Origin of the sequence: Nocardiopsis sp. CC223A (assembly GCF_030766825.1) — a bacterium.
Lineage (GTDB): Bacteria > Actinomycetota > Actinomycetes > Streptosporangiales > Streptosporangiaceae > Nocardiopsis.
Genome location: NZ_JASFDV010000050.1, coordinates 21,550 through 41,411, shown reverse-complemented (window position 1 = coordinate 41,411; position 19,862 = coordinate 21,550). Strand labels below are relative to the sequence as shown.

At 74.3% G+C, this 19,862-nt stretch carries 20 protein-coding genes; 12 read left to right on the top strand and 8 right to left on the bottom strand.

Going from position 1 to position 19,862, the window contains the following annotated elements:
* Positions 1-7: 7 nt before the first annotated feature.
* From QJS33_RS19485 to QJS33_RS19470, 4 genes are all read right to left on the bottom strand, one after another.
* Positions 8-1,018 (bottom strand): hypothetical protein, encoded by a 1,011-nt coding sequence (locus QJS33_RS19485; protein ID WP_306369452.1) that lies wholly within the window; start codon positions 1,016-1,018, stop codon positions 8-10.
* A 244-nt stretch (positions 1,019-1,262) separates the two neighbouring features.
* Entirely contained in the window at positions 1,263-1,979 is a 717-nt protein-coding gene (locus tag QJS33_RS19480) for a L,D-transpeptidase family protein (RefSeq protein WP_306369451.1), read from the bottom strand.
* Between the two features lie 113 nt (positions 1,980-2,092).
* Positions 2,093-3,391, bottom strand: a complete 1,299-nt coding sequence (locus tag QJS33_RS19475) for a hypothetical protein (protein WP_306369450.1) — start codon at positions 3,389-3,391, stop codon at positions 2,093-2,095.
* Positions 3,392-3,475: 84 nt separating this feature from the next.
* Positions 3,476-4,312 (bottom strand): ACT domain-containing protein, encoded by an 837-nt coding sequence (locus QJS33_RS19470; protein ID WP_306369449.1) that lies wholly within the window; start codon positions 4,310-4,312, stop codon positions 3,476-3,478.
* A gap of 345 nt (positions 4,313-4,657) precedes the next feature.
* Between QJS33_RS19470 and QJS33_RS19465 the strand changes: the two genes are divergently transcribed.
* The 4 genes from QJS33_RS19465 to QJS33_RS19450 all read left to right on the top strand — a co-directional run bounded on the left by QJS33_RS19465 (position 4,658) and on the right by QJS33_RS19450 (position 7,956).
* Positions 4,658-5,092 (top strand): hypothetical protein, encoded by a 435-nt coding sequence (locus QJS33_RS19465; protein WP_306369448.1) that lies wholly within the window; start codon positions 4,658-4,660, stop codon positions 5,090-5,092.
* Positions 5,093-5,334: 242 nt separating this feature from the next.
* Entirely contained in the window at positions 5,335-6,135 is an 801-nt protein-coding gene (locus tag QJS33_RS19460) for an ABC-2 family transporter protein (RefSeq protein WP_306369447.1), read from the top strand.
* Positions 6,128-6,976, top strand: coding sequence for an ABC transporter permease (locus QJS33_RS19455; protein WP_306369446.1), 849 nt, complete (start codon positions 6,128-6,130; stop codon positions 6,974-6,976). Before QJS33_RS19460 ends, QJS33_RS19455 begins: the two co-directional genes overlap by 8 nt.
* A gap of 2 nt (positions 6,977-6,978) precedes the next feature.
* Positions 6,979-7,956, top strand: a complete 978-nt coding sequence (locus QJS33_RS19450) for an ATP-binding cassette domain-containing protein (RefSeq protein WP_306369445.1) — start codon at positions 6,979-6,981, stop codon at positions 7,954-7,956.
* A 143-nt stretch (positions 7,957-8,099) separates the two neighbouring features.
* On the opposite strand, the gene QJS33_RS19445 is transcribed toward QJS33_RS19450, so the two are convergent.
* Entirely contained in the window at positions 8,100-9,323 is a 1,224-nt protein-coding gene (locus QJS33_RS19445; protein WP_306369444.1) for a cell wall metabolism sensor histidine kinase WalK, read from the bottom strand.
* Positions 9,320-9,994 (bottom strand): response regulator transcription factor, encoded by a 675-nt coding sequence (locus tag QJS33_RS19440; RefSeq protein ID WP_306369443.1) that lies wholly within the window; start codon positions 9,992-9,994, stop codon positions 9,320-9,322. The genes QJS33_RS19445 and QJS33_RS19440 overlap by 4 nt, the downstream gene beginning before the upstream one ends.
* A 291-nt stretch (positions 9,995-10,285) precedes the next feature.
* On the opposite strand from QJS33_RS19440, the gene QJS33_RS19435 reads away from it, so the two are divergent.
* The 4 genes from QJS33_RS19435 to QJS33_RS19420 all read left to right on the top strand — a co-directional run bounded on the left by QJS33_RS19435 (position 10,286) and on the right by QJS33_RS19420 (position 13,981).
* Positions 10,286-10,783 (top strand): hypothetical protein, encoded by a 498-nt coding sequence (locus tag QJS33_RS19435; protein WP_306369442.1) that lies wholly within the window; start codon positions 10,286-10,288, stop codon positions 10,781-10,783.
* Positions 10,780-11,922 carry a peptidoglycan-binding protein gene (locus tag QJS33_RS19430; RefSeq protein ID WP_306369441.1) on the top strand — a complete coding sequence of 381 codons (1,143 nt, stop codon included), beginning with the start codon at positions 10,780-10,782 and terminating at the stop codon, positions 11,920-11,922. The genes QJS33_RS19435 and QJS33_RS19430 overlap by 4 nt, the downstream gene beginning before the upstream one ends.
* Positions 11,919-12,647, top strand: coding sequence for an ABC transporter ATP-binding protein (locus QJS33_RS19425; protein ID WP_306369440.1), 729 nt, complete (start codon positions 11,919-11,921; stop codon positions 12,645-12,647). The genes QJS33_RS19430 and QJS33_RS19425 overlap by 4 nt, the downstream gene beginning before the upstream one ends.
* Positions 12,648-12,742: 95 nt before the next feature.
* Positions 12,743-13,981, top strand: coding sequence for an ABC transporter permease (locus QJS33_RS19420; RefSeq protein WP_306369439.1), 1,239 nt, complete (start codon positions 12,743-12,745; stop codon positions 13,979-13,981).
* 22 nt (positions 13,982-14,003) lie between these two features.
* Here QJS33_RS19420 and QJS33_RS19415 read toward each other — a convergent pair whose 3' ends face one another.
* Positions 14,004-15,002 (bottom strand): Lrp/AsnC family transcriptional regulator, encoded by a 999-nt coding sequence (locus tag QJS33_RS19415; protein WP_306369438.1) that lies wholly within the window; start codon positions 15,000-15,002, stop codon positions 14,004-14,006.
* Between the two features lie 131 nt (positions 15,003-15,133).
* Between QJS33_RS19415 and QJS33_RS19410 the strand changes: the two genes are divergently transcribed.
* On the top strand, positions 15,134-16,333 hold the full coding sequence (locus tag QJS33_RS19410; RefSeq protein ID WP_306369437.1) for a M20 family metallopeptidase: 1,200 nt from the start codon (positions 15,134-15,136) through the stop codon (positions 16,331-16,333).
* A gap of 61 nt (positions 16,334-16,394) precedes the next feature.
* Positions 16,395-17,828: an MFS transporter gene (locus QJS33_RS19405; protein WP_306369436.1), complete on the top strand. Its 1,434-nt coding sequence runs from the start codon at positions 16,395-16,397 to the stop codon at positions 17,826-17,828.
* 287 nt (positions 17,829-18,115) lie between these two features.
* Here QJS33_RS19405 and QJS33_RS19400 read toward each other — a convergent pair whose 3' ends face one another.
* A complete protein-coding gene (locus tag QJS33_RS19400; RefSeq protein WP_306369435.1) occupies positions 18,116-18,700 on the bottom strand; it encodes a hypothetical protein in 585 nt (194 codons plus the stop codon).
* A gap of 70 nt (positions 18,701-18,770) precedes the next feature.
* On the opposite strand from QJS33_RS19400, the gene QJS33_RS19395 reads away from it, so the two are divergent.
* On the top strand, positions 18,771-19,382 hold the full coding sequence (locus QJS33_RS19395) for a TetR/AcrR family transcriptional regulator (protein WP_306369434.1): 612 nt from the start codon (positions 18,771-18,773) through the stop codon (positions 19,380-19,382).
* A gap of 1 nt (position 19,383) precedes the next feature.
* Entirely contained in the window at positions 19,384-19,737 is a 354-nt protein-coding gene (locus QJS33_RS19390; RefSeq protein WP_306369433.1) for a hypothetical protein, read from the top strand.
* Positions 19,738-19,862 lie beyond the last annotated feature (125 nt).

Below are 19,862 nucleotides of genomic sequence, written 5' to 3'. Positions count from 1 at the left end.
CGATCGCCTAGGGCACAAGGCTCTCCGGCGCCCAGAGCACGACGGTCGCGTCGTCGCGGATTTTGCCGCGGGGGTGGTCACGCCCCCACGGGTCGGCGTCCTCCAGGACACGCACCCGCTCGATCAACGCCTCCGGCCCCTTGTCCGAAACCAAGGAGAAGGCCTGTCCCCAATTCAGGTCGCCGAAGACCTCCACCGCACGGGTCGCACCGTCGGTCATGAGCGCGAACCGGTCCAGCCGGCCCGTCCCGGTGAGCGCCTCGTGGGCGGCCCGCGGGTCGGAACCCGCCGTCCAGAACCCGCCGGGGACACCGCGCAGCGCCCGGACCGCCCCCGCCGCCTCGCCGCGGCGGCGCAGGTCGGCCCGCAGGACGTCCAGCCGGGTGTCGGCCACCAGCCCGACCCCGTCCACCACCCGGGGCGCACCGCTCCGCAGGCCCGGCGCCGTATGCGGAGACACGTACGGCGAAGCGTGCGGAGCGGCCGCAGCGCCCGGCCGGGGGCGGGGGTCGGCGACCAGCAGCACGGAATCGGACAGCACCAGGTACTCCAACCACCCGGTCCCGGCCTGGCTCCCCTGCGAGAACGCCGCGGTGCCGGGCACGCCGCCCGGCACCGCGGCGTCGCCGTCCGCAGCCGGTCCGTGGGCGTTCCGGGCAGCGGATGCGCCGCCCTCGGGCGGCCCGGCCGGGTCGCCGCCGGGATGGATGCGGACGGCCACGACGGTGGCGGACGGGGTGTCCCGGTGGGCGAGGTCGCAGGTGTCGGCGTGCAGGGCGGCCGCCGCCTCGATGGCCTCGGACAGGGCGGTGCGCAGCGGCAGCCCGGCGTCCATGCCCGCCAGCAGTAGGCCGCCCAGCCACCGGACGTGCCGGGCCACCCCGTGGGAGCAGCCGTTGTCGCCGTCGGGCGGCCCGCTCACCCCGTCCAGCAGCACCGCGCAGCGCGCGGACACCGCGGCGAAGTCCTCGTTGGGGTGGTCGGCGCGGCCGGGCGCGGTCGCGATCAGGAAAGGCATGGTGGTCCCCTTCGCGGGGCCGGTCGGTCCCTCCGTCCGGCCGTGCCCTCTCCTTCCCGGGGACGTCGGCGGTCATCCCACCGGCGGATGAACGCTGCGCGGCGGGTCACCGCCGGGGCTGCCACCGCCGGGGCTGCCGACCGTGGGGCGACCGCCCGGCGGCGGGCCGCCGCCCCGGAGCGCGGGGTGCCGGGCCCCGCGCCGACGGGTACCCGCGAGCTGCCGAGGCTGGCCGCGACGGCGGTCAGCGGACGACGACGGTGGTGCCCACCGCGATGTGCCCCTCCTCCCGCAACCAGTCCATGGCCGACAGGCCCACCCGCGCGCAGCCGTGCGAGGCCGGGTATGCCGGCACGCTCGGGTACCCGTGGACGGCGATGCCGCCGTTGAAGTACATCGGCGCGTACAGCGCCCCGTAGGGCCCCGGGTCCCAGCCGGAGACCTGCCGGAACACCGTGTAGGTGCCGGTGGGGGTGACCGCGATCCGCTCGGAGCCGTCGGCGCCGAGGTAGGGCCGCCCCGAGCCGGTGGAGGTGCTGAGCGTGTACTCCACCTCCCCGCCGGAGACCACCAGCAGCAGTTGGCGCTCCAGGTCGATCTCCAGCGCGTCGCCGGAGGAGGCCGCCGATGGTCGGACCCGGTCGGCCAGCGCGGCCCGGGTGTCGGGGCCGACCACGCCGTCGCGGTCGATACCGGCGGCCTTCTGGAGGGCGAGCACGGCCTGTGCGGTGTTGGGCCCGAATTCGCCGTCGGCGCCGTCGAGCCAGTAACCGAGGCCGAGCAGCTCCTCCTGGAGCGCTGTGACGGCCCGGCCGGAGTCGCCGTTGCGCAGCTCGCGGGCGTCGGCGCGGGCGGGCGGCGGGGCGAGCAGGAGGGCGCCCAGCAGTGCGGCGAGCAGCACCGCCAGGAGCCGGGCCGGGTGTCGGAGGAACGGGACGGAGGGTGTTCGGGGGGTTGCCATACGTCTCTTTTACCCGCCTGGGGCGGATCATGGGCCATTTTCCACAGCCTGTGGACAAAAGCGCGGGCCCGGAACCGAGACTCCGGCCCGGGGCCCGTACCCCGCCGCAGGGGTCAGTAGAAGTACGAGCTGCGCACCGGCCCCGGCGTGTCCGCGCGCCAGCGCCGACCGGACCGCGCCCACCGTCCGGCCACGGCCCCGACGAACCCGGTGAGCACGTCCACCGTGTCCGGCGGCCCGTCCTCGCCGTTCTCCCCGGTCATGGCCTCGGCGGCGAGGACCTCCTCGGCCAGCTCGGCCTCCGGGCGCCCGTCCGCCGGGACCGTCTCCACTCCGCGAGAGGGGTCCTCCACGTCCGCCATGCGCATCCGTTCGCCCCAGGGGCGGTGAACGGTCTGGTGAAGCAGCGTCACCACGTCGGCGGCCGGACCCGCGGGACGGACCCAGCAGGCGGCGTGCTCGAAGAGGATCTGCCCGTCGGGCCGCTCGAACAGCGCCCCGCGCAGCTCCGGGTCGGCGTCGTCGAGGTCGTAGGCCACCACCAGCGCGCCCGGCCGGGCCGGGTCCACCGGCAGCAGCGGCAGGTCGAGCAGCCGGGACGCGGCCAGGCCCAGGATGACGCTGTCCCGGTCGGGCAGCGACATGACCCCGTCCACCGCGCGTCCGGCGGTCTCCAGCACCGACCGCAGCCGTTCCAGCCCGGTGCGGCAGTACGAGTAGTCGTCGGAGATGAACGCGTAACGCCCCCGCATGGACTCCTCGAACCCGAACGGGGACAGGTGGGCGACCACTCCCCCGTGCAGTGCGAAATGCCATCCGCGCAGGTCGGAATCGTCCAGCGAACCGGCCGCGGCGGCCGCCGCGGCCCGCTCCGCCATGGCGGTGACCCGGGTGTGGGCGGGTCCCCAGTCCGGGTCCCCGGGGGCGGGCAGGCCCGCCAGGGCCTCCCGGGCCCCGGCGAGGTCGCCCGCGGCCAGGGAGTTGTAGGCGATCAGGTACCGGCCGGGCCAGGCGGGCAGGTCGCCGGTCCACCCGCGCAGGGCGTCGGCGGCCTCGCCGTGCCGGTGTGCGCCCTCCAGCGCGGAGGCCAGCTCCCACAGGATCGGCAGGACGTCGGGGGCCAGCCCGCGGGCCCGACGCAGCGCGGGAACGCCGACGAAGGGGATCTGGGACTCGATGGCGGCGTATCCGAAGTCGTAGAGGGCCTTGGGTCCGTCGATGTCGCCGAGCAGGTCGTCGGCGGCCCCGGCCAGGTCGTCCGCGCCCAGGGCGCGGGAGGCGTCGCGCACCAGCGCGACCAGGTCGGGCAGCGGCAGGTCGTCGGCGTACGGGCGCAGGGAGAGGACGGCGCGCGAGGGCTTTCCCTCCGCCAGGCTCGCCCGGGCCGCGGCCAGCGGATCGTTGTCGGTCATGCTCCTCCAAGGGGTGGGAGCGGGCCCGTGCGGCCCGCTCCCGGTGCGACGCACCCTGGAACCCCCTGGTTCACACCCGTCCCATCAGTGTTTGCCGGTCCGGCTGCCCAGGGTCGCGGCGACCTGGGCGAGCGCCCGGCAGCGGGCGAACTCCACCGGGGTGAACGGCGCTCCGGAGCGCCGGACGACCAGCACCCGGCCGTCGGGCGCGGGCAGGGTCATCACGGTGCCGGACAGGTCCTCGCGCCCCAGGCCGACGGGCGGCCCGTCCACCGTCTCGACCGCCTGGGCGGCGGCCAGGGACAGCAGCGACTCCTCCAGCGTGGCGTCCCCGGACGCGAGCGCGCCGACCAGGGCCAGGGTCCGGCTGGTGGTGTCGCTGAGTTCGTGCGGGTCGGCGGTGCGCACGATGGCGTCGCGGCCGCCCGCCTCCCGGACGGCGGCGTGCAGGGCGTGCGCCCCCACACGGTCGGGTGCGCTGACGAAGAACTCGTCGACGGCCTCAGTCCCGGCGGGGTGGACGTGCATGAGGCGGATGTCCACGCCCAGGTCCGCGAACCCGGCGGTGAGCGCGGCGAGCCCGCCGGGGACGTCCGCGACGGTGACCCGCACGCTCCACAGGCGGTCGCCGAGCGGGTCGTGGACGGGTGGAACACGGTGCGGGCGGTGGTTCTCGACCCGTTGCACGGCCGGGGCGGCGGACCGCCGGTACCGGTACCAGCGGTGCAGGCCGGAGGCCAGGACGAGCAGCGTCCCGACCGCGAGCAGGGCGCGGGCCCCGCCGTCGCTGTGGCCCAGGGAGAGCACCACCAGGTGCGCCGCCCCGGCGGCGATCAGCAGGACCCCGAAGTCGAGGGCCTCCCTGCCGAGGAAGCCGGTGCGCCGGTCGCCGGTCGTGTGGTGGTCTTCGGGAGCGTCCATGGGACCGACGGTGCCAAGCCGACGTTGCGCCCGTGCTCCGGTTCGTGACGGAACGGTAACGGCAGGGCGTGAGTCCCGTCACGGTCCCGGTGGCGGCGACGGCCGCCATCGCGGCGGCGGTCGGACACCCCGCTCGTGGAGAGGTGCGGTGAGCAGCGATGATGCAACCTTCCCGCAACCATTGACCTGCTATCAGTGAACGTAAAATCACCGTCCGCGGTAGATTTTTTTCCCCAGAGCGGGAAAGTGAACTAGATCACATAGATTAGGGCGTGAGTTGATCAAGCCCGACCTTGTCACCAAGGACGAGCGGCAAGAACAGAGTGACGGAACACGGGAGATCACATGAGAATCCCCACCGGGCTCACCTCGACGGGCATGACGACGACCATCACCACAGCCGCCCCGGCGCCGAGAACCGAAGACCCCGGGGCGGGAACGGAACGGCACGAGGGCGCACCCGCCACCGTGCTGCTGCGGCCGGCCCGCTCCGCCACCGCGACCGGCGTGTTCATCATCTTCGGCGTCGTGGCCGGTTTCATCACCGTGGCGGCCGTGGCCCTGCTGGCCAGCCCCGGCCCGCCCACCCTCCTCAGCGGTTTCGGCCCGGAGGCGACCTGGGCGATGCCCGCCACCGCCGTCGCCTCCGCACTGGGGCTGACCTTCCTGATCGCCGCCTTCCTCGCGGACCGGCGGGCGGAAGAGGCCTTCCGCCGCGCCTGCCGGGATCGGGAGCCCGGCTCCCCCGAGGTGCCGGACCGCGCACGCCCCATGCTCTGACCCCGACATCCGCCGCGCCGACACCGGCCGCGCCGGGTCCCGTCCCGCCGCCGGGGGCCGGGACGGGACCCGGTCACCCCTTCCCCGGTTCCTGCGCGAACGTGTTATCTTCGCCCTTCGCGGCGACCCGGACCTGAGCCCCTCGCGCGTCAGGGACGTGCCGGACACACCGCGCCTTTCAGGCGCGAAGTTCCCATCCAGCACGCAGTGCACATCAAGCACGTCCCAGGGGGTCTTCCTTCGTGCGCGTCTATCCGGCCGTGTACATCAGAGGGCTGCGCCGGTACTCCACCTACCGCGCGGCCACTCTCGCCGGCATCTTCACCAACTCCGTCTTCGGCTGCATCAACGCCGCCGTCCTCCTCGCCCTCTTCTCGGTGCGCCCCGAGATCAACGGGTACGACGCGGCCGACGCCGTCACCCAGGTGTTCGTCTGCCAGGGGCTGATCGCGACGGTCGCGATCATGGGTCCCCCGCTGGACCTGGGCGAGCGCATCCGCAGCGGGGCCGTCGGCACCGACCTGCTGCGCCCGGTCCCCCTGCTCGGCTGGTGGCTGGCCGAGGACCTGGGCCGGGCCACGTTCAGCATCGCCTTCCGCGGCGTCCCGACCTTCCTCATCGGGGCGCTCCTGTTCGACCTGCTGCTGCCGACGACGTTCGGGCACTGGACGCTGTTCCTCGCCTCCGTCGCCCTGGCCGCGGTCATCGGGTTCGCCCTGCGCTACCTGTACGAGCTGGCCGGGTTCTGGATCCTGGACACCCGGGGGATCTGGGCGATCGTCGGCCTGGTCGGGCCGGTGGCCGCCGGAATGCTGCTGCCGCTCCCCCTCTTCCCGCCGGCCGCGGCCGACGTCCTGCGCGCCCTGCCGTGGGCGGCGACCGTCCAGATCCCCGCCGAGGTCATGCTGGGCAAGGAGAGCCTGCCGGGCGGGACCGTCGCGGGCGGGCTGGCCCTCCAGGCCGCGTGGGCGGCCGCCCTGCTGCTCCTGGGCGCGTGGCTCACCTCCCTCGCCACCCGAAAGGTGGTGGTCCAGGGTGGCTGACCTCCTCCCGCACACCCCCGACCGGCCCCTCGAACGCCCGGCCCGGCCGGTCCGCACCTACGTCCTGCTGGCCTGGACCTGGAGCCGGGCCCTCGCCCAGTACCCGGCCTCCCTGGCCCTGATGACCTTCGGGACCTCCCTGGGCGCGGTCGCGGAGATCTTCGCGGTGTTCGTCGTGTTCCGGCACGCCGGGGCCCTGGACGGCTTCTCCCTGGCCGAGGGCCTGCTCATCGCGTCCCTGGCCAACCTGGTGTTCGCCGCCGCCGACATGCTCATGGGCATGGTGGAGGGCCTGGGACAGCACATCCGCAGCGGCTCGCTGGACGTCATGCTGGTGCGGCCGGTCTCCCCGCTCATCCAGATCGCCACCGACCGGTTCGCGCTGCGCCGCCTGGGACGGGTGGTCCCGGCGGCCGTGGTCACGGGGGTGGCGCTGTACCACTGCGACATCGCCTGGACCCCGGGCAAAGTCGTGATGCTGCCGGTCCTGCTGGTGTCGGGGGTGGCGATCGCCGCCGCCGTCTGGACCGCGAGCGGGTGCCTACAGTTCTTCGTCGCCGATGCGCGCGAGGCCGCCAACTCGCTCACCTACGGCGGGCAGGCGCTCACCGAGTACCCGCTGTCCATCTACGGCAAGGGGGTCGTGTACGCCGTCACCTTCGCGGTCCCGCTGGCGTTCGTCGGCTGGCAGCCGGTGCTGTACCTGCTGGACCGCCCGGACCCGACCGGGCTGCCCGACCTCCTCCGCCACGCCCCGCCGTTCGTCGCCGTCCTGTCGTGCGCGGCCGCCGCCCTGCTGTGGCGGCTGGGCCTGCGCCACTACCGATCCACCGGGAGCTGAAGATGACCCGTGCACACTCCGACGAGACCGTCATCGAGGCGGTCGGCCTGGGCCGCGACTTCGTACTGTCCGAGGGCCCGCTGCTGCGCCGCACCAGGCGCACCGTGTCCGCGGTGCGCGACATCGACCTCACCGTCCGGGCCGGTGAGATCGTCGGCTACCTGGGCCCCAACGGCGCGGGCAAGAGCAGCACCATGAAGATGCTGACCGGTATCCTCACCCCCACCGCCGGGCGCCTGCGGGTGCTGGGCATGGAGCCGTCCCGGGAGCGGACCCGCCTGGCGGCCCGGATCGGGGTGGTGTTCGGCCAGCGCACGACCCTGTGGTGGGACCTGCCGCTCAAGGACAGCCTGGAGCTGACCCGGCACATGTACCGGGTACCGGCCGCCGACCACGCCCGGCGGCTGGCCGAGCTCACCGAACTCCTGGAGCTGGGGCCCTTCCTCAGGACCCCGGTGCGCCAGCTCAGCCTGGGCCAGCGGATGCGCGGCGACCTCACCGCCGCGCTCCTGCACGGCCCCCGCCTCCTGGTCCTGGACGAGCCCACCATCGGCCTGGACGTGGTGAGCAAGTCGACCATCCGCGAGTTCCTGCTGCGGCTGAACGCCGAGGAGGGCACCACCATCCTGCTCACCACCCACGACCTGGGCGACGTGGAGCGCCTGTGCGAGCGGGTGGTGGTGATCGACCACGGTTCGCTGGCCTACGACGGCGGCCTGGACGGTCTGCGCGCGGCCGTGCCCACGCCCCGGGTGCTGGTGGTGGACCTGGCCGAACCCGCCCCACCGCTGGAGGTGGCGGGCGCGCGGTGCGTACGGACCGAGGGCCCCCGCCAGTGGCTGGAGCTGTCGGACAACCCGTCGGTGGTGATCGGCCGGGTCGCGGCCGGGCACGACATCGCCGACCTCACCCTCCAGGAGCCCGACATCGAGGGCGTGGTGGCGGCCCTGTACCGGGGCACCGAGCCGCGCCCGGTCTGAACCGGACTCTCCCCTCGGGGGGCGCCGCCGACGGCTTTCGTTGGCGGCGCCCCCGGGCGTGTCGTCCGCGTTCGGCGGTGACGAAACCCGGCCCTGCGGGCGAACACGCTTTCGTTGCGTAGTTGCGTCACCGGCCCGATGCGTCACCCGTCGACGGCGGGGAAGCCGACCGTGACGGTGAGGCCGCCCTCGGGCCGGGGCAGTGCCGACACGGTGCCGCCGTGCGCCTCGGTGATCGACCGGACGATGGACAGCCCCAGACCGCTGCCGGTCCGGCCGCGGTGCAGCCGGGAGGCGTCGCCGCGGTGGAAGGGCTCGAACAGCGCGTCGGCGTCGCGGACCCGCGGACCGGTGTTGGCGACCCGCAGCACGGCCCGGTCGGCGATCGTGCGCACCTCCACGCGCACCCACCCGCCGTCCTCCCCTGCCTCTGCGTCGACGTTGTACCGCAGGGCGTTGTCCACCAGATTCCGGGCCAGGTGGGCCAGCAGCACCCGGTCCCCGGCCACGTCGGCGGTCTCGACCGCCAGCTCCAGCGCCACGCCCCGGTCGGCGGCCGTCCCGCTGTGCAGGGCGACGGCGTCGCCCGCGATCTCGGCCAGGCCGACCGTCTCGGTGCCGGTCAGACCGCGGTCGGACCGGGCGAGCAGGAGCAGTCCGGCGATGAGCTCCTCACTGCGTTCCACCGACCCCAGCACCCGGGCGAAGGCCGGTTGCAGGTCCTCGGGCACCCGGCCCTGGGACAGCGGCACCTCCAGCGCGGTGCGCTGGACGGCCAGCGGGGTGCGCAGCTCGTGCGAGGCGTTGGCGACGAACCGGCGCTGGCTGTCGAAGGCCCGCTCCAGGCGGGCGAGCATGCCGTCGAAGGTGTCACCGAGCTCGCGGAACTCGTCGTCCGGGCCGGTCAGCGCCAGGCGGCTGTGCAGGTCGTCCTCGGACAGGGTGCGGGCGGCCTCGGTGACCCGGTGCAGCCGCCGCATCGGGCGGCCCGCGATCAGCCACCCGGCCAGGGCGGCCAACGCCGTCACCCCGCCCAGCACCAGCACGGAGTTGAGCACCATGTCCGTGAGCACGGCGGAGCGGTAGGACTCCAGCAGGTCCTCGACCGCCGCCTGCGCCTCCCCGTAGTCCTCGACCTCCTGGTACCCCTCGGCGGGCATGACCGGCGTCGCCGGGACGGAGACCGTGCCCGCGCCGTCCAGGGCCTGGACGGCGACCCCCTCCACGGTGGTGGCCAGGCCCACGCCGCGGCTCTCCAGGCTGGCCGAGACGATCCCGTAGTTCACGCCCAGCAGCACCACCCCGCCGAGCACGAACACCGCCGTGTAGACCAGCGCCAGCCGGGTGCGCAGGGTCAGCCCGTTCACTCCGGCCCCCCGGCCCGGATCCGGTACCCCTGCCCGGGGACGGTCTCGATCACCGGCGGGTCGCCGAGCCTGCGCCGCAGCCCGTGCACCACCACCTTGAGCACTCCGCTGAACGGGTCGAGGTGGGCGTCCCACACCTTCTCGATGAGGTGGACCGCCGACAGGGGGGCGCCGTCGGCGCGCAGCAGCTCCTCCAGGACCCCCAGTTCCTTGGGGGACAGCGCCAGCTCCCGCCCGTCGCGGAACGCGATCCGGCGTACGGTGTCGACCTCCAGCCCGGCCGCGGACAGCAGCGGCGGGGCGGCGGGCCTGGCCCGCCGCCCCAGCGCCCGCACCCGGGCCACCAGTTCCGTGTACGCGAAGGGTTTGGCCAGGTAGTCGTCGGCGCCCAGGTCCAGTCCGGCCACCCGGTCCGCCAGGCCGCCGGCCGCGGTGAGCATGAGCACCCGGGCGTGCACGCCGGGGTCGGCCACCAGGCGGCGGCACACGTGGTCGCCGTGCAGGACGGGCAGGTCCCGGTCCAGGACGATCACGTCGTAGTCGTGCACGGTGGCCGTCTCCCAGCCGGTGCCGCCGTCGTGGCACACGTCCACGGCCATGCCCTCACCGCGCAGCCCCTCGGCCACGGTCCGGGCCAACGACGGCTCGTCCTCCACCACCAGAACCCGCAAGGCGTTCCCCTCTCACCGACGGCATCCCTCTGACCGGCGAGTATGCACCCGCGGGGTTAGAACACGGTTATGCCGGGGCGCCGGCGGGCGACGGGCGGGGAGGGCCGCGGCCGGAGGCGTCCGTTGAGGGTCGCGGCGGGCGACGAAGTGGGGGGTGCTGCGCCGGAGGCGTCCGTCGAGGGTGGTGGCGGGTGACGGGCGGGACTAACCGACGGCTAACCGCGACCCCGATGGCATGTGCTCCCGAGCGGCGCCGGATCGGCCGGCGCCCGGAACCGAGGAGTGAACGACATGCGCGTATCGGCCTACGGCCTGGGGGCGGTCACGGCTGGACTGCTGCTCACCGGATGCGGCTCCCTGGGCGGGGACACCGGCGAGGGGGCCGACGGGACGCGCGAGCCCACCATGGAGGAGGCGATGGTGGACTTCGCCGCGTGTATGCGCGAGAACGGCTACGACATGCCCGACCCGGAGGGTGACGGCATGATCTCCCTGCCCGCGGTCGGCCCGGACGACGAGGAGCTCATGGCGGCCCTGGAGGCCTGCGAGGACATCATCCCGGTGGACGAGAACGCGCCGTCCGAGGAGGAGATGTTCCAGGAGGGCCTGCTGATGGCCGAGTGCATGCGCGAGGAGGGCTTCGACGTGCCCGACCCCGAACGCGGGCAGGGCATCGCCATCCCCGTGGAGCCCGGCGACGACGAGGGCATGGAAGCGCTCACCCGCTGCTCGGAGCAGGCGCAGGAGGAGGTCCGGGGCAGTGAGGGCGGCGAGGACGGTGACTCGTGAGCACCGTGGCACTTCCCGAGGAGCCCGGGGTGGAACCCGAGACCGCCGAGCGCCCGCGACGGCGGCGGCGCGGTCTGGGCTGGCTGCTCGCCGCCCTGGCCGCCCTCACCGCGCTGGGCGCACTGGCCGCTTTCATGCTGTGGGGTCCCCCACCGTCCTCCGACGGTGACGCGGCCCCGCGGCCGGAGGCCACCGCGCACGTGGAGCGCACCACCCTGGAGCGCCGCGAGACCCTGGACGGCACCCTCGGGCACCCCGGGGCCGGATCCTTCTTCGCCCGCTCCGACGGGGTGCTGACCCGGATGCCCGAGGTGGGCACCGAACTGTCGGCGGGCGACCGCGCCTGGGAGATCGACGGCCGCCCCACGATCCTGCTGCGCGGGGACGTCCCCGCCCACCGGACCCTGGAGCCGGGGGTCGGGGGCGAGGACGTGCGCCGGTTCGAGCAGGCGCTGTCCGAACTCGGATACGGCGGTTTCACCGTGGACGACGAGTACACGGCGCTCACGGCCGAGGCCGTCAAGAACTGGCAGCGGAACACCCGGGGGATGGAGGTCACCGGCACGGTCGACCCGGCCCGGATCTGGTACACGCCCGGCCCGGTGCGGGTGACCTCCCACGAGGTCGCGGTGGGGTCGAACGTCGCCCCCGGCACGGCGCTGCTCGACACCGCCGCCACCGAGCGCGTGGTGCGGATCGACCTGGACGTGGACGACCGCGACCTGGTGGCCGAGGGCGACGAGGTGACCGTGGGGATGCCCGGTGGCGGAACGGTGACCGGCGAGGTGGCATCGGTGGGCACCGTCGCCGAGACCGGCGACGACGGGCAGGAGGGGGTGCCCGGCGAGGAGGGGCGGGCCACCGTGGAGGTGCTGGTGCGCCTGCCCGACGACGCCGAGGGGTTCCTCGACCGGGCCCCCGTCACCGTCGAGGTGCAGGGGCAGAGCCGGGAGGACGTGCTGGCCGTGCCCGTGGGCGCGCTGATCGCCCTCTCCGGCGGCGGGTACGGGGTGTCGGTGGTGGACGCCGACGGCACCGTGAGCGACGTTCCGGTGGAGACCGGCTGGTTCTCCGACGGCCTGGTGGAGGTCACCGGCGACGGGATCGACGAGGGCACGGAAGTGGTGGTCCCGGGATGAGCGTCCGCGAGGACGGGCGGGGTGCGCGGGACGTGCCCGCCGTCGAGTTCACCGGGGTGACCCGCTCCTACCCCGGCGGGGTGCGCGCCCTGGACGGGGTGGACCTGCTGGTCGAGCGCGGGGAGATGGTGGCGATCGTCGGCCCCTCGGGGTCGGGCAAGTCGACCGTGCTCAACATGATCGGCACGCTGGACGCGCCCACCGAGGGGACGGTGCGCGTGTTCGGGCACGACGTCGGGGCGCTGGACGACGGCGCGCTGTCGGCGCTGCGCGCCCGCACCCTGGGCTTCGTGTTCCAGCGGTTCCACCTGGCGCCCAACGTGCGGGCGCTGGACAACGTCGCCGACGGCCTGCTCTACACGGGTGCCCCGCTGCGGGAGCGCCGGGCGCGGGCGCGGGCGGCGCTGGAGCGGGTGGGGCTGGCCGACCGGGTCGGCCACCGTCCGCACGAGCTGTCCGGCGGGCAGCGCCAGCGGGTGGCGATCGCCCGTGCGGTGGTCGGGTCGCCCGACCTGCTGCTGGCCGACGAGCCGACCGGGGCGCTGGACACGGTCTCGGGCGCGGAGGTGATGGGCCTGCTGCGCGGGCTGCACGGGGACGGTGTCACCGTCATCGTCATCACCCACGACCGCGAACTGGCCGCGCAGGCACCGCGGCGGCTGGAGGTGCGGGACGGACGGGTCGTCGCCGACTCCGCCGCACCTCTGGCCGAGGGGGTCTCGTGAGCCGCCCGCGGGAGGAACGGGAGGAGCCGACGGCACGCCGTCGGTTCGGGAAGGGACGGAAGAGACCCCGTGGCCGACGCTCGGGGGAGGAGCCGGTGTCCCGCTCCGAGGCCCGAAAGCGCCGGTCGGCCCGACGGGACCGGCCCCGGCCCGCCCGGCTGTCCCCGCTCGACCACCTGCGCACCGGGGCGAGCGGGCTGCGCGCCCGCCCCGCCCGGGTGGTGCTGTCCGCCCTGGGGATCGCCATCGGCATCGCCGCGATGGTCGCGGTGGTGGGCATCTCCGCCTCCGGCCGGGCCGACCTGGAGGCGACGCTCGCCCGGCTGGGCACCGACCTCATCACGGTGGCGCCCGGGAGCACCTTCTTCGGCGGGGACGCGACCCTGCCGGAGGAGGCGCGCGGCCGGATCGACCGCATGCCCGAGGTGGAGCGCACCTCCCAGGTGGAACAGGTGAACGGGGCGAAGGTCTACCGGAGCGACCTCGTCCCCGCCGGTGAGTCCGGCGGGATCGGCGTGCACGGCGTCGGCGTGGACCTCAAGGACACCCTGCGCGCGCGGACGGTGCTGGGCGAGTGGTTCAACGGTGCGACCACGGACCACCCGGCGGTGGTGCTGGGCGCATCGGCGGCCGAACGCCTGGGCGTCACCCGGATCACCCCGGACACGCTGGTGCTCATCGGCGGTGAGTACTTCTCCGTGGTGGGCGTGCTGGCCCCGGTGGAACTGGCGCCCGAACTCGACAACGCGGCGCTGGTCGGCCAGGAGTCCGCCGAGAAGCTGTTGGGTGCCACCGGCGACCCGTCCACGATCTACGTGCGCACGGACCCGGAGCGGACCGCCCAGGCCCGGGACCTCATCGGCCGCAACGCCAACCCGGAGCACCCGAACGAGGTCGAGGTGTCGCGGCCCTCGGACGCGCTGGCCGCCGGGCAGGCCGCCGACCGGACCCTCCAGGGCCTGCTGCTGGGGTTGGGCGGGGTCGCCCTGCTGGTCGGCGGGGTCGGGGTGGCCAACACCATGGTCATCTCGGTGCTGGAGCGGCGCGGCGAGATCGGTCTGCGCCGGGCCCTGGGGGCGACCCGCGGGGCGGTCCGGGTCCAGTTCCTGGTGGAGGCGATGGCGCTGTCCCTGTTGGGCGGGGTGTTCGGTGTGGCGCTGGGGGCGCTGGTGACCCTGGTGTTCGCGCTGCTGCGCGGGTGGCCGTTCGCCCTGCCCTGGTGGGCGGGAGCGGGCGCGGTGGCCGCGACGGTGGCGATCGGCGCGGTGGCCGGTCTGCTGCCCGCCCTGCGCGCCGCGGCCCAGCACCCGGTGGAGGCGCTGAGCGCGGACTGACCCCGCAGGGCCGTCCCCGGGCTCAGGCCACGGGGACGGCCCAGGGGTCCACCGGGACCCCGCCGGTGCGGTAACCGCGCTGGTCCAGGCGCTGGCCCTGGAGCTTGGCCTGCCACAGGGCGATCGCCCGGTCGCCCACGACCAGTTCGGGGACCACCCGCACCAGGTCGGCCTCGAACCGCTGGGAGTCCTCCACCGACCGGCTCCACGCGGCGATCAGCAGGTTGTGCCGTCCGGTCACGCCGGCGCACAGCCGCACCTCGCGCATGGCGGTGATGCGCTGGGCCGCCTCGGTGATGGCGTCGGCCGGGACGCCCGCCCACAGCAGGACGACGGACGGCCAGTCCGACAGCGGCCGGGCCACCTCGCAGCGGGCCTGCACCATGCGGGCGGCGAACATGTGGCGCACCCGCCGTCTCACCGTGTCGGGGCTGCTGTCGCAGCGTTCGGCCAGGGCGGTGTACGGCATGCGCCCGTCCATGGACAGCTCCACCATGATCCGGCGGTCCAGCTCGTCGGGCAGGTCGGCGGCCTCCACCGGCAGCGCCTCGGCGGACAGCCGTTCCACCTGTGCCGGGGTGAGCGCGCGCAGCCGCCAGCGGCTGCCCTCGGTGAACACCGAACCCGCCAGGTGGGTGCGGCTGGCGCGCACCCCGTCCATGGTGTCCAGGGAGCCCACCACCCAGCGGGACAGCGCCCCCACGTCCCCGGCCATCACCGTGAGCAGCAGGTCCCGGTCCCCGGTGACGTGCTCGACGGTGGACACGTGCGGCAGCTCCGTGAACGCGCGGGCCACCGGCAGCAGGTGGCCGCTCGCGCAGTCCACCTCGATGAACGCCAGGCAGCCGCCCGCCCCCGCCATCGCCTGCCCCGGATAGCAGGTGATCCACGCCGCCCCGGAGTCCAGCAGCCGCTGCCAGCGCCGGGCGGCCGTCGCCGCGTCGATCCCCAGGACCCGGCCCAGCACGGTCCAAGAGGCGCGCGGGGCGATCTGGAGGGCATGGACCAGTTGCTGGTCCACATCGTCCAGAATGCGGTTTTCCGGCATTGATCTCTCCCGACCTGCGATTTTCCGATGAAATCGGCGCTCCTACAGGTATACCGCCCCATCCTGGCCCGGTCGGAGAACGTGAACGTCGGGGGGACCCCAGCATGCGGATGGTGGAACGGGCGGAGAAGTACCGCGAGGACATGGTGGAGCTCCGCCGCGCGCTGCACCGCGAACCGGAGATCGGCCTGGCGCTGCCGCTGACCAAGGCCAAGGTCCTGGCAGCGCTGGAGGGCCTGCCCCTGGAGATCACCGAGGGCCGGGGGCTCGGTTCGGTCACGGCCGTGCTGCGCGGCGGCCGCCCCGGCGGCGCGGTCCTGCTGCGCGGCGACATGGACGCCCTGCCGGTCACGGAGGACACCGGCCTGGAGTACGCCTCCCGGTTCTCCGGCGCCATGCACGGCTGCGGCCACGACCTGCACGTCGCGGGCCTGGTGGGCGCGGCCCGGCTGCTGTGCGAGATGCGCGACGAACTGCCCGGCGACGTGGTGTTCATGTTCCAGCCCGGCGAGGAGGGCCACGACGGCGCCCGCATGATGATCGAGGAGGGCGTGCTGAACGCCGCGGGCAGACCCCTCGACGCCGCCTACGCCGTGCACGTGGCCGCCAACCTGCTGCCCGCCGGGGTCTGGGTGACCAAGCCGGACGTGGTCATGAGCGCCTCCGACGTGCTCAGGGTGACCGTGCGCGGCGAGGGCGGCCACGGCTCGTCCCCGCACAAGGGCAAGGACCCGGTGCCCGCCGCCTGCGAGATGGTGCTGGCGCTACAGAGCCACGTGACCCGCACCTACGACATCTTCGACCCGGTGGTCGTCACCGTGGGCCGCCTGACCGCCGGGACCCAGCAGAACGTGCTGGCGCACGAGGCCGAGTTCGAGGCGACCGTGCGCAGCTACTCCCCCGCCAACCAGGAGCGCCTCAGGGAGGCCCTGCCCGCCCTGGTGCGCGGGATCGCCGCCGCCCACGGGCTGGAGGCCGACGCGGAGTACCGGGTGCTGTACCCGGTGACCGTCAACGACGCCGCCGAGGCGGCCTTCGCCATGGACACCGTGCACGACCTGTTCGGGGAGGCCGCCGGGTTCGTGTCGCCGATCCCCGCCGCCGGGTCGGAGGACTTCTCCCTCGTGCTGCGCGAGGTGCCCGGGGCGATGCTCATGCTCGGCGCCACCCCGGCCGACGCGGACCCCGACTCCGCGCCCGCCAACCACTCCCCGCAGGCCCGCTACGACGACTCGGTGCTGCCCGCACAGGCCGCGCTGCTGGCCGAGCTGGCGGTGCGCCGCCTGTCGCGCGGCGACGCCTGAGCCGTCGGCCCGGAGCGGTGAGCCGCTCCCCCATCCCCTCGACCCGTACGGAAGGCCTGACATGAGTGTTCCCCCCTCGTCGTCCGACAGCACCGGGGCGCCCGGGACCGCCACCACCGGTGTGGTGGCCGTCGTGGGCCTGCTGGTGTTCTTCGAGCTCACCAGCGGCCTGCTCCAGGGCTCCATCACCCCGCTGCTGCCACCGCTGCGCGAGGAGCTGGGCGTCTCCGGCGCCGACCTGCACTGGATCCACGCCGTGCAGTACCTGTCGGCGGCGGTGAGCGTCCCCGTGTTCGGCCGCCTGGGCGACCTGTACGGGTACCGGCGCATGCTCCGGGTGTCGCTGGCCTGCATCGCCGTGGGCAGTGTCGTCGTCGCGCTGGCGCCCACCCTGGGCGTGCTGCTGGTGGGCCGGGCCCTGCTGGGTCCGCTGGCGGCCCTGCTGCCGTTGGAGATCGGGCTGGTCCGGGACCGTCTCTCCCCCGAGCAGGGGCGCCGGGCAATCGGCATGCTGGTCGGCTCGCTGACCCTGGGCTCGCTGCTGGGGGTCCTGCTGGTGGGCGTGCTCCAGACGGCGCTCGGCGACGTGCGCGTCACCCTGGGCATCCTGGCCGTGCTCGCCGTGGGGTGCCTGGTGCTGTCGTACTTCAAGGTGCCCGAGTCGCAGAACCGGGCCTCGGGCGGGATGGACTGGGCGGGCGGCGTCCTGCTGGGACTGGCCCTGGTCAGCCTGCTGGGCGGGGTTTCCCAGGGCAACGAGCTGGGGTGGACCTCGCCGGTGGTGCTCGGCGGCGCGGCGCTGGCGGCCGTGCTGCTGGTCCTGTGGGTGCGGGTGGAGCTGCGCAGCGAGAACCCGCTGGTGGACGTCCGGGCCGTGGCGCACCCGCGGATCGCGCCGCAGTACCTGGGCGGGTTCACACTGGGCGTGATCATGCTGGGCGGGCAGAGCATCGCCGTGACCTTCCTGTCCAGCGACCCCGCGCAGACCGGCTACGGGTTCGGGCTGGACGTGATGAGCATCGGCCTGGTCATCGCGGTGCCGACGGTGCTGGCCTTCGTCGGGGCGAGCGGTATCGCACCGATCGCGACCCGGCTGGGGTACCGGCGGACGGTGGGCCTGTCGTTCGTGCTCATGGCGGCGGGAACGGCGGGGCTGGCCGCGGCGTGGGCGTCGCCGCCCGCCTTCGTCTCCTGCTTCGCGGTGGCCGGGCTCGGGTTCGGCCTGGCGCTGGGGGCGCTGCCCACGGTGATCGTGGAGGACAGCGCGGAGGGCCGTGCGGGCAGCGCGACCGCTTTCTACAACAACCTCAAGACGCTGGGCGGCAGCGTCGGCGGCGCGCTGACCGCGTCGCTGCTGGGGATGTTCCTGATCCAGGGCACCGACCTGCCCGCTCTGGACGCCTACCGGGCGGTGTGGGGGATCAGCGCCGCCCTGGCGGTGGCCACCGCGGTCCTGGCCGGGCGGACCGGGCGGCGGGCCCGGGCCGACGCCTGACCGTCGGGCCGGTGGGCCCCGGGACCCGGGAGGGTCCCGGGGCCCGTCCGGCTGGTGCGCCAGACCGCCGCGGAGATCACCGAGGAGGACCTGAGCCGGCGCATCGAGGTGTCCGGGCGCGATGTTTCACGTGAAACCCCGGACTCGATCCTTCAAAAACCAGACAAAAGGTGCGCGGATCACGGCCGGTGAGGTCGCGGTCCTCGTCCCCGGCCGCGGAGGGGTGCACCAGAGCCCTTCCCTGTCCGCCGCGCGCCTCCGGGGGTCCGGCCCTCGACCGCCGTCGGCTAGCGGAGGGCGGGGGCCTCTCGGTCGTCGTCGCGGGACCGGCTTCCGCTCTCCCAGAGGGGGCCGAAGACGTACCACAGGCCGACCACGAACCACGCGCGGCCGATCCACCACAGCAGGGTCTCGCGGGCCTCGGGGACGGCGAACAGGAAGGCCAGCACGAGCAGGGTGACCGAGGTGATCGCGGCGGCGTTCACCACGCGGTACCACTCGCGCATCAGGTGCGCGTGCCGCCCCGGGCCGCGCCTGGGCGGCTTGACCGGTGCGGGTCCACCCGCGAAGCGGTGGGCGAAGCGCACGTCGGCCCAGCGGACGATCGCGGGCCCGAAGGCGACACTGAAGCCCAGGTAGACCGCGGCCAGCCCGTGGATCGTCCCCACCTCCGCACCGCTGCGCAGGTCCAGCGCGGTGGCCACCACCAGCACCACGTCCAGCAGCGGGATGGACCAGAGCACCAGCGTGCTCGACAGGCGCAGGCGGAACAGGTAGCGCAGGGCCAGTCCGAGGCCCAGCAGCACCCACAGCCCGACCTCGCACATCACGATCACCGCGGCGATCGGGTTCTCGACGACCAACTCGAACACGGGAACACTCCCTGGCTTTTCTTAGTACGACCGTGCCAGCACAGTAGCACAGTCGTGCTACCATGTGTCCATGCCCAAGTTGATCGACCACGAGCACCGCAAGGAGGAGATCGCCGAGTCCGTCTGGCGCGTGATTCTCCGCGAAGGGGTCGCCGCCGTCTCCGTGCGCACCGTCGCAGCCGAGGCGGGCCTCGCCGTCGGGTCCGTGCGCCACGTCTTCCCCAGCAAGGCCGAACTGCTGGAGTTCTCCATGGCACTGGTGCACGAACGGGCCAGGCTCCGCGTCCAGCGCCACATCGGCATGCACGACCCGCGCGAGATCGCCGAGGCCGTGCTCCACGAGTTCCTGCCGCTGGACGACACCCGCAGGGCGGAGATGGAACTCGACGTGGCGATCATCGCCGAGATGCCCGCCCACCAGGGCCTTCGCACCATCCGCGAGAAGGCCCACCAAGGCATCCGCGGCGCCTGCCACTCGGTGCTGCTCCACCTGCGCGACACCGGCGAGGTCCGCCCGGAGGCCGACCTGGAGCTGGAGACCGCGCGCCTGCACGCGCTCGTCGACGGCCTGGCCCTGCACGGCCTCGTCGACGAGGGCGACCGAACGGTCGTCAGGGACCGGACCGTCCGGGTGCTGGCCGAGCACCTGGACTCGTTGCGACCCCCCGGACAGGGGAGATGACATGGGAAAGGCCGCCGCACGCCTGGAGCGCTTCGTCCGGGCCCGCGTGGACGAGGCCCCGCCCGGCGACCCCGTCGCCCGCTCGCACCGCGCGCTGATCGCCACCCTGGACGGGCTGCGCGAGGAGGCCTCCGCCGAGGAGGACGGGGCCTGGGTGGAGGCCGTCGCCGGATGGTTCGGCGGCTGGTTCGACGACGACTCGTCGTCCTGGTCGTCGAACTCCGACCTGTGGAACGAGAGCGCGGAGCGGACCGCCGCCGCCATCGCCACCCGGGTCCTCGCCTGCATGGCGCTGGTCCACCGGGACCACCCCGACTACGACCCCGTGTGGGAGAAGGCCGCCCCCGCCGACTGAGCGATGGGCCGCCGCCCCGTATCCGAAGCGGGGCGGTGGCCCCCGCCGACCGCCCCTTCCCGCTACAAGAGGGGAGGGTCGACGTTCCGATCCTCCCCTCCGCGCGACTTCCGCGCCACCCCTCA

Bases quoted from the DNA above. Each gene is read 5' to 3' on its own strand.
- QJS33_RS19485 (WP_306369452.1), bottom strand. From the start codon at position 1,018: ATGCCTTTCCTGATCGCGACCGCGCCCGGCCGCGCCGACCACCCCAAC.
- QJS33_RS19395 (WP_306369434.1), top strand. From the start codon at position 18,771: ATGCCCAAGTTGATCGACCACGAGCACCGCAAGGAGGAGATCGCCGAG.
- QJS33_RS19410 (WP_306369437.1), top strand. From the start codon at position 15,134: ATGCGGATGGTGGAACGGGCGGAGAAGTACCGCGAGGACATGGTGGAG.
- QJS33_RS19435 (WP_306369442.1), top strand. From the start codon at position 10,286: ATGCGCGTATCGGCCTACGGCCTGGGGGCGGTCACGGCTGGACTGCTG.
- QJS33_RS19425 (WP_306369440.1), top strand. From the start codon at position 11,919: ATGAGCGTCCGCGAGGACGGGCGGGGTGCGCGGGACGTGCCCGCCGTC.
- QJS33_RS19475 (WP_306369450.1), bottom strand. From the start codon at position 3,391: ATGACCGACAACGATCCGCTGGCCGCGGCCCGGGCGAGCCTGGCGGAG.
- QJS33_RS19480 (WP_306369451.1), bottom strand. From the start codon at position 1,979: ATGGCAACCCCCCGAACACCCTCCGTCCCGTTCCTCCGACACCCGGCC.
- QJS33_RS19470 (WP_306369449.1), bottom strand. From the start codon at position 4,312: ATGGACGCTCCCGAAGACCACCACACGACCGGCGACCGGCGCACCGGC.
- QJS33_RS19390 (WP_306369433.1), top strand. From the start codon at position 19,384: ATGGGAAAGGCCGCCGCACGCCTGGAGCGCTTCGTCCGGGCCCGCGTG.
- QJS33_RS19450 (WP_306369445.1), top strand. From the start codon at position 6,979: ATGACCCGTGCACACTCCGACGAGACCGTCATCGAGGCGGTCGGCCTG.
- QJS33_RS19405 (WP_306369436.1), top strand. From the start codon at position 16,395: ATGAGTGTTCCCCCCTCGTCGTCCGACAGCACCGGGGCGCCCGGGACC.
- QJS33_RS19465 (WP_306369448.1), top strand. From the start codon at position 4,658: ATGAGAATCCCCACCGGGCTCACCTCGACGGGCATGACGACGACCATC.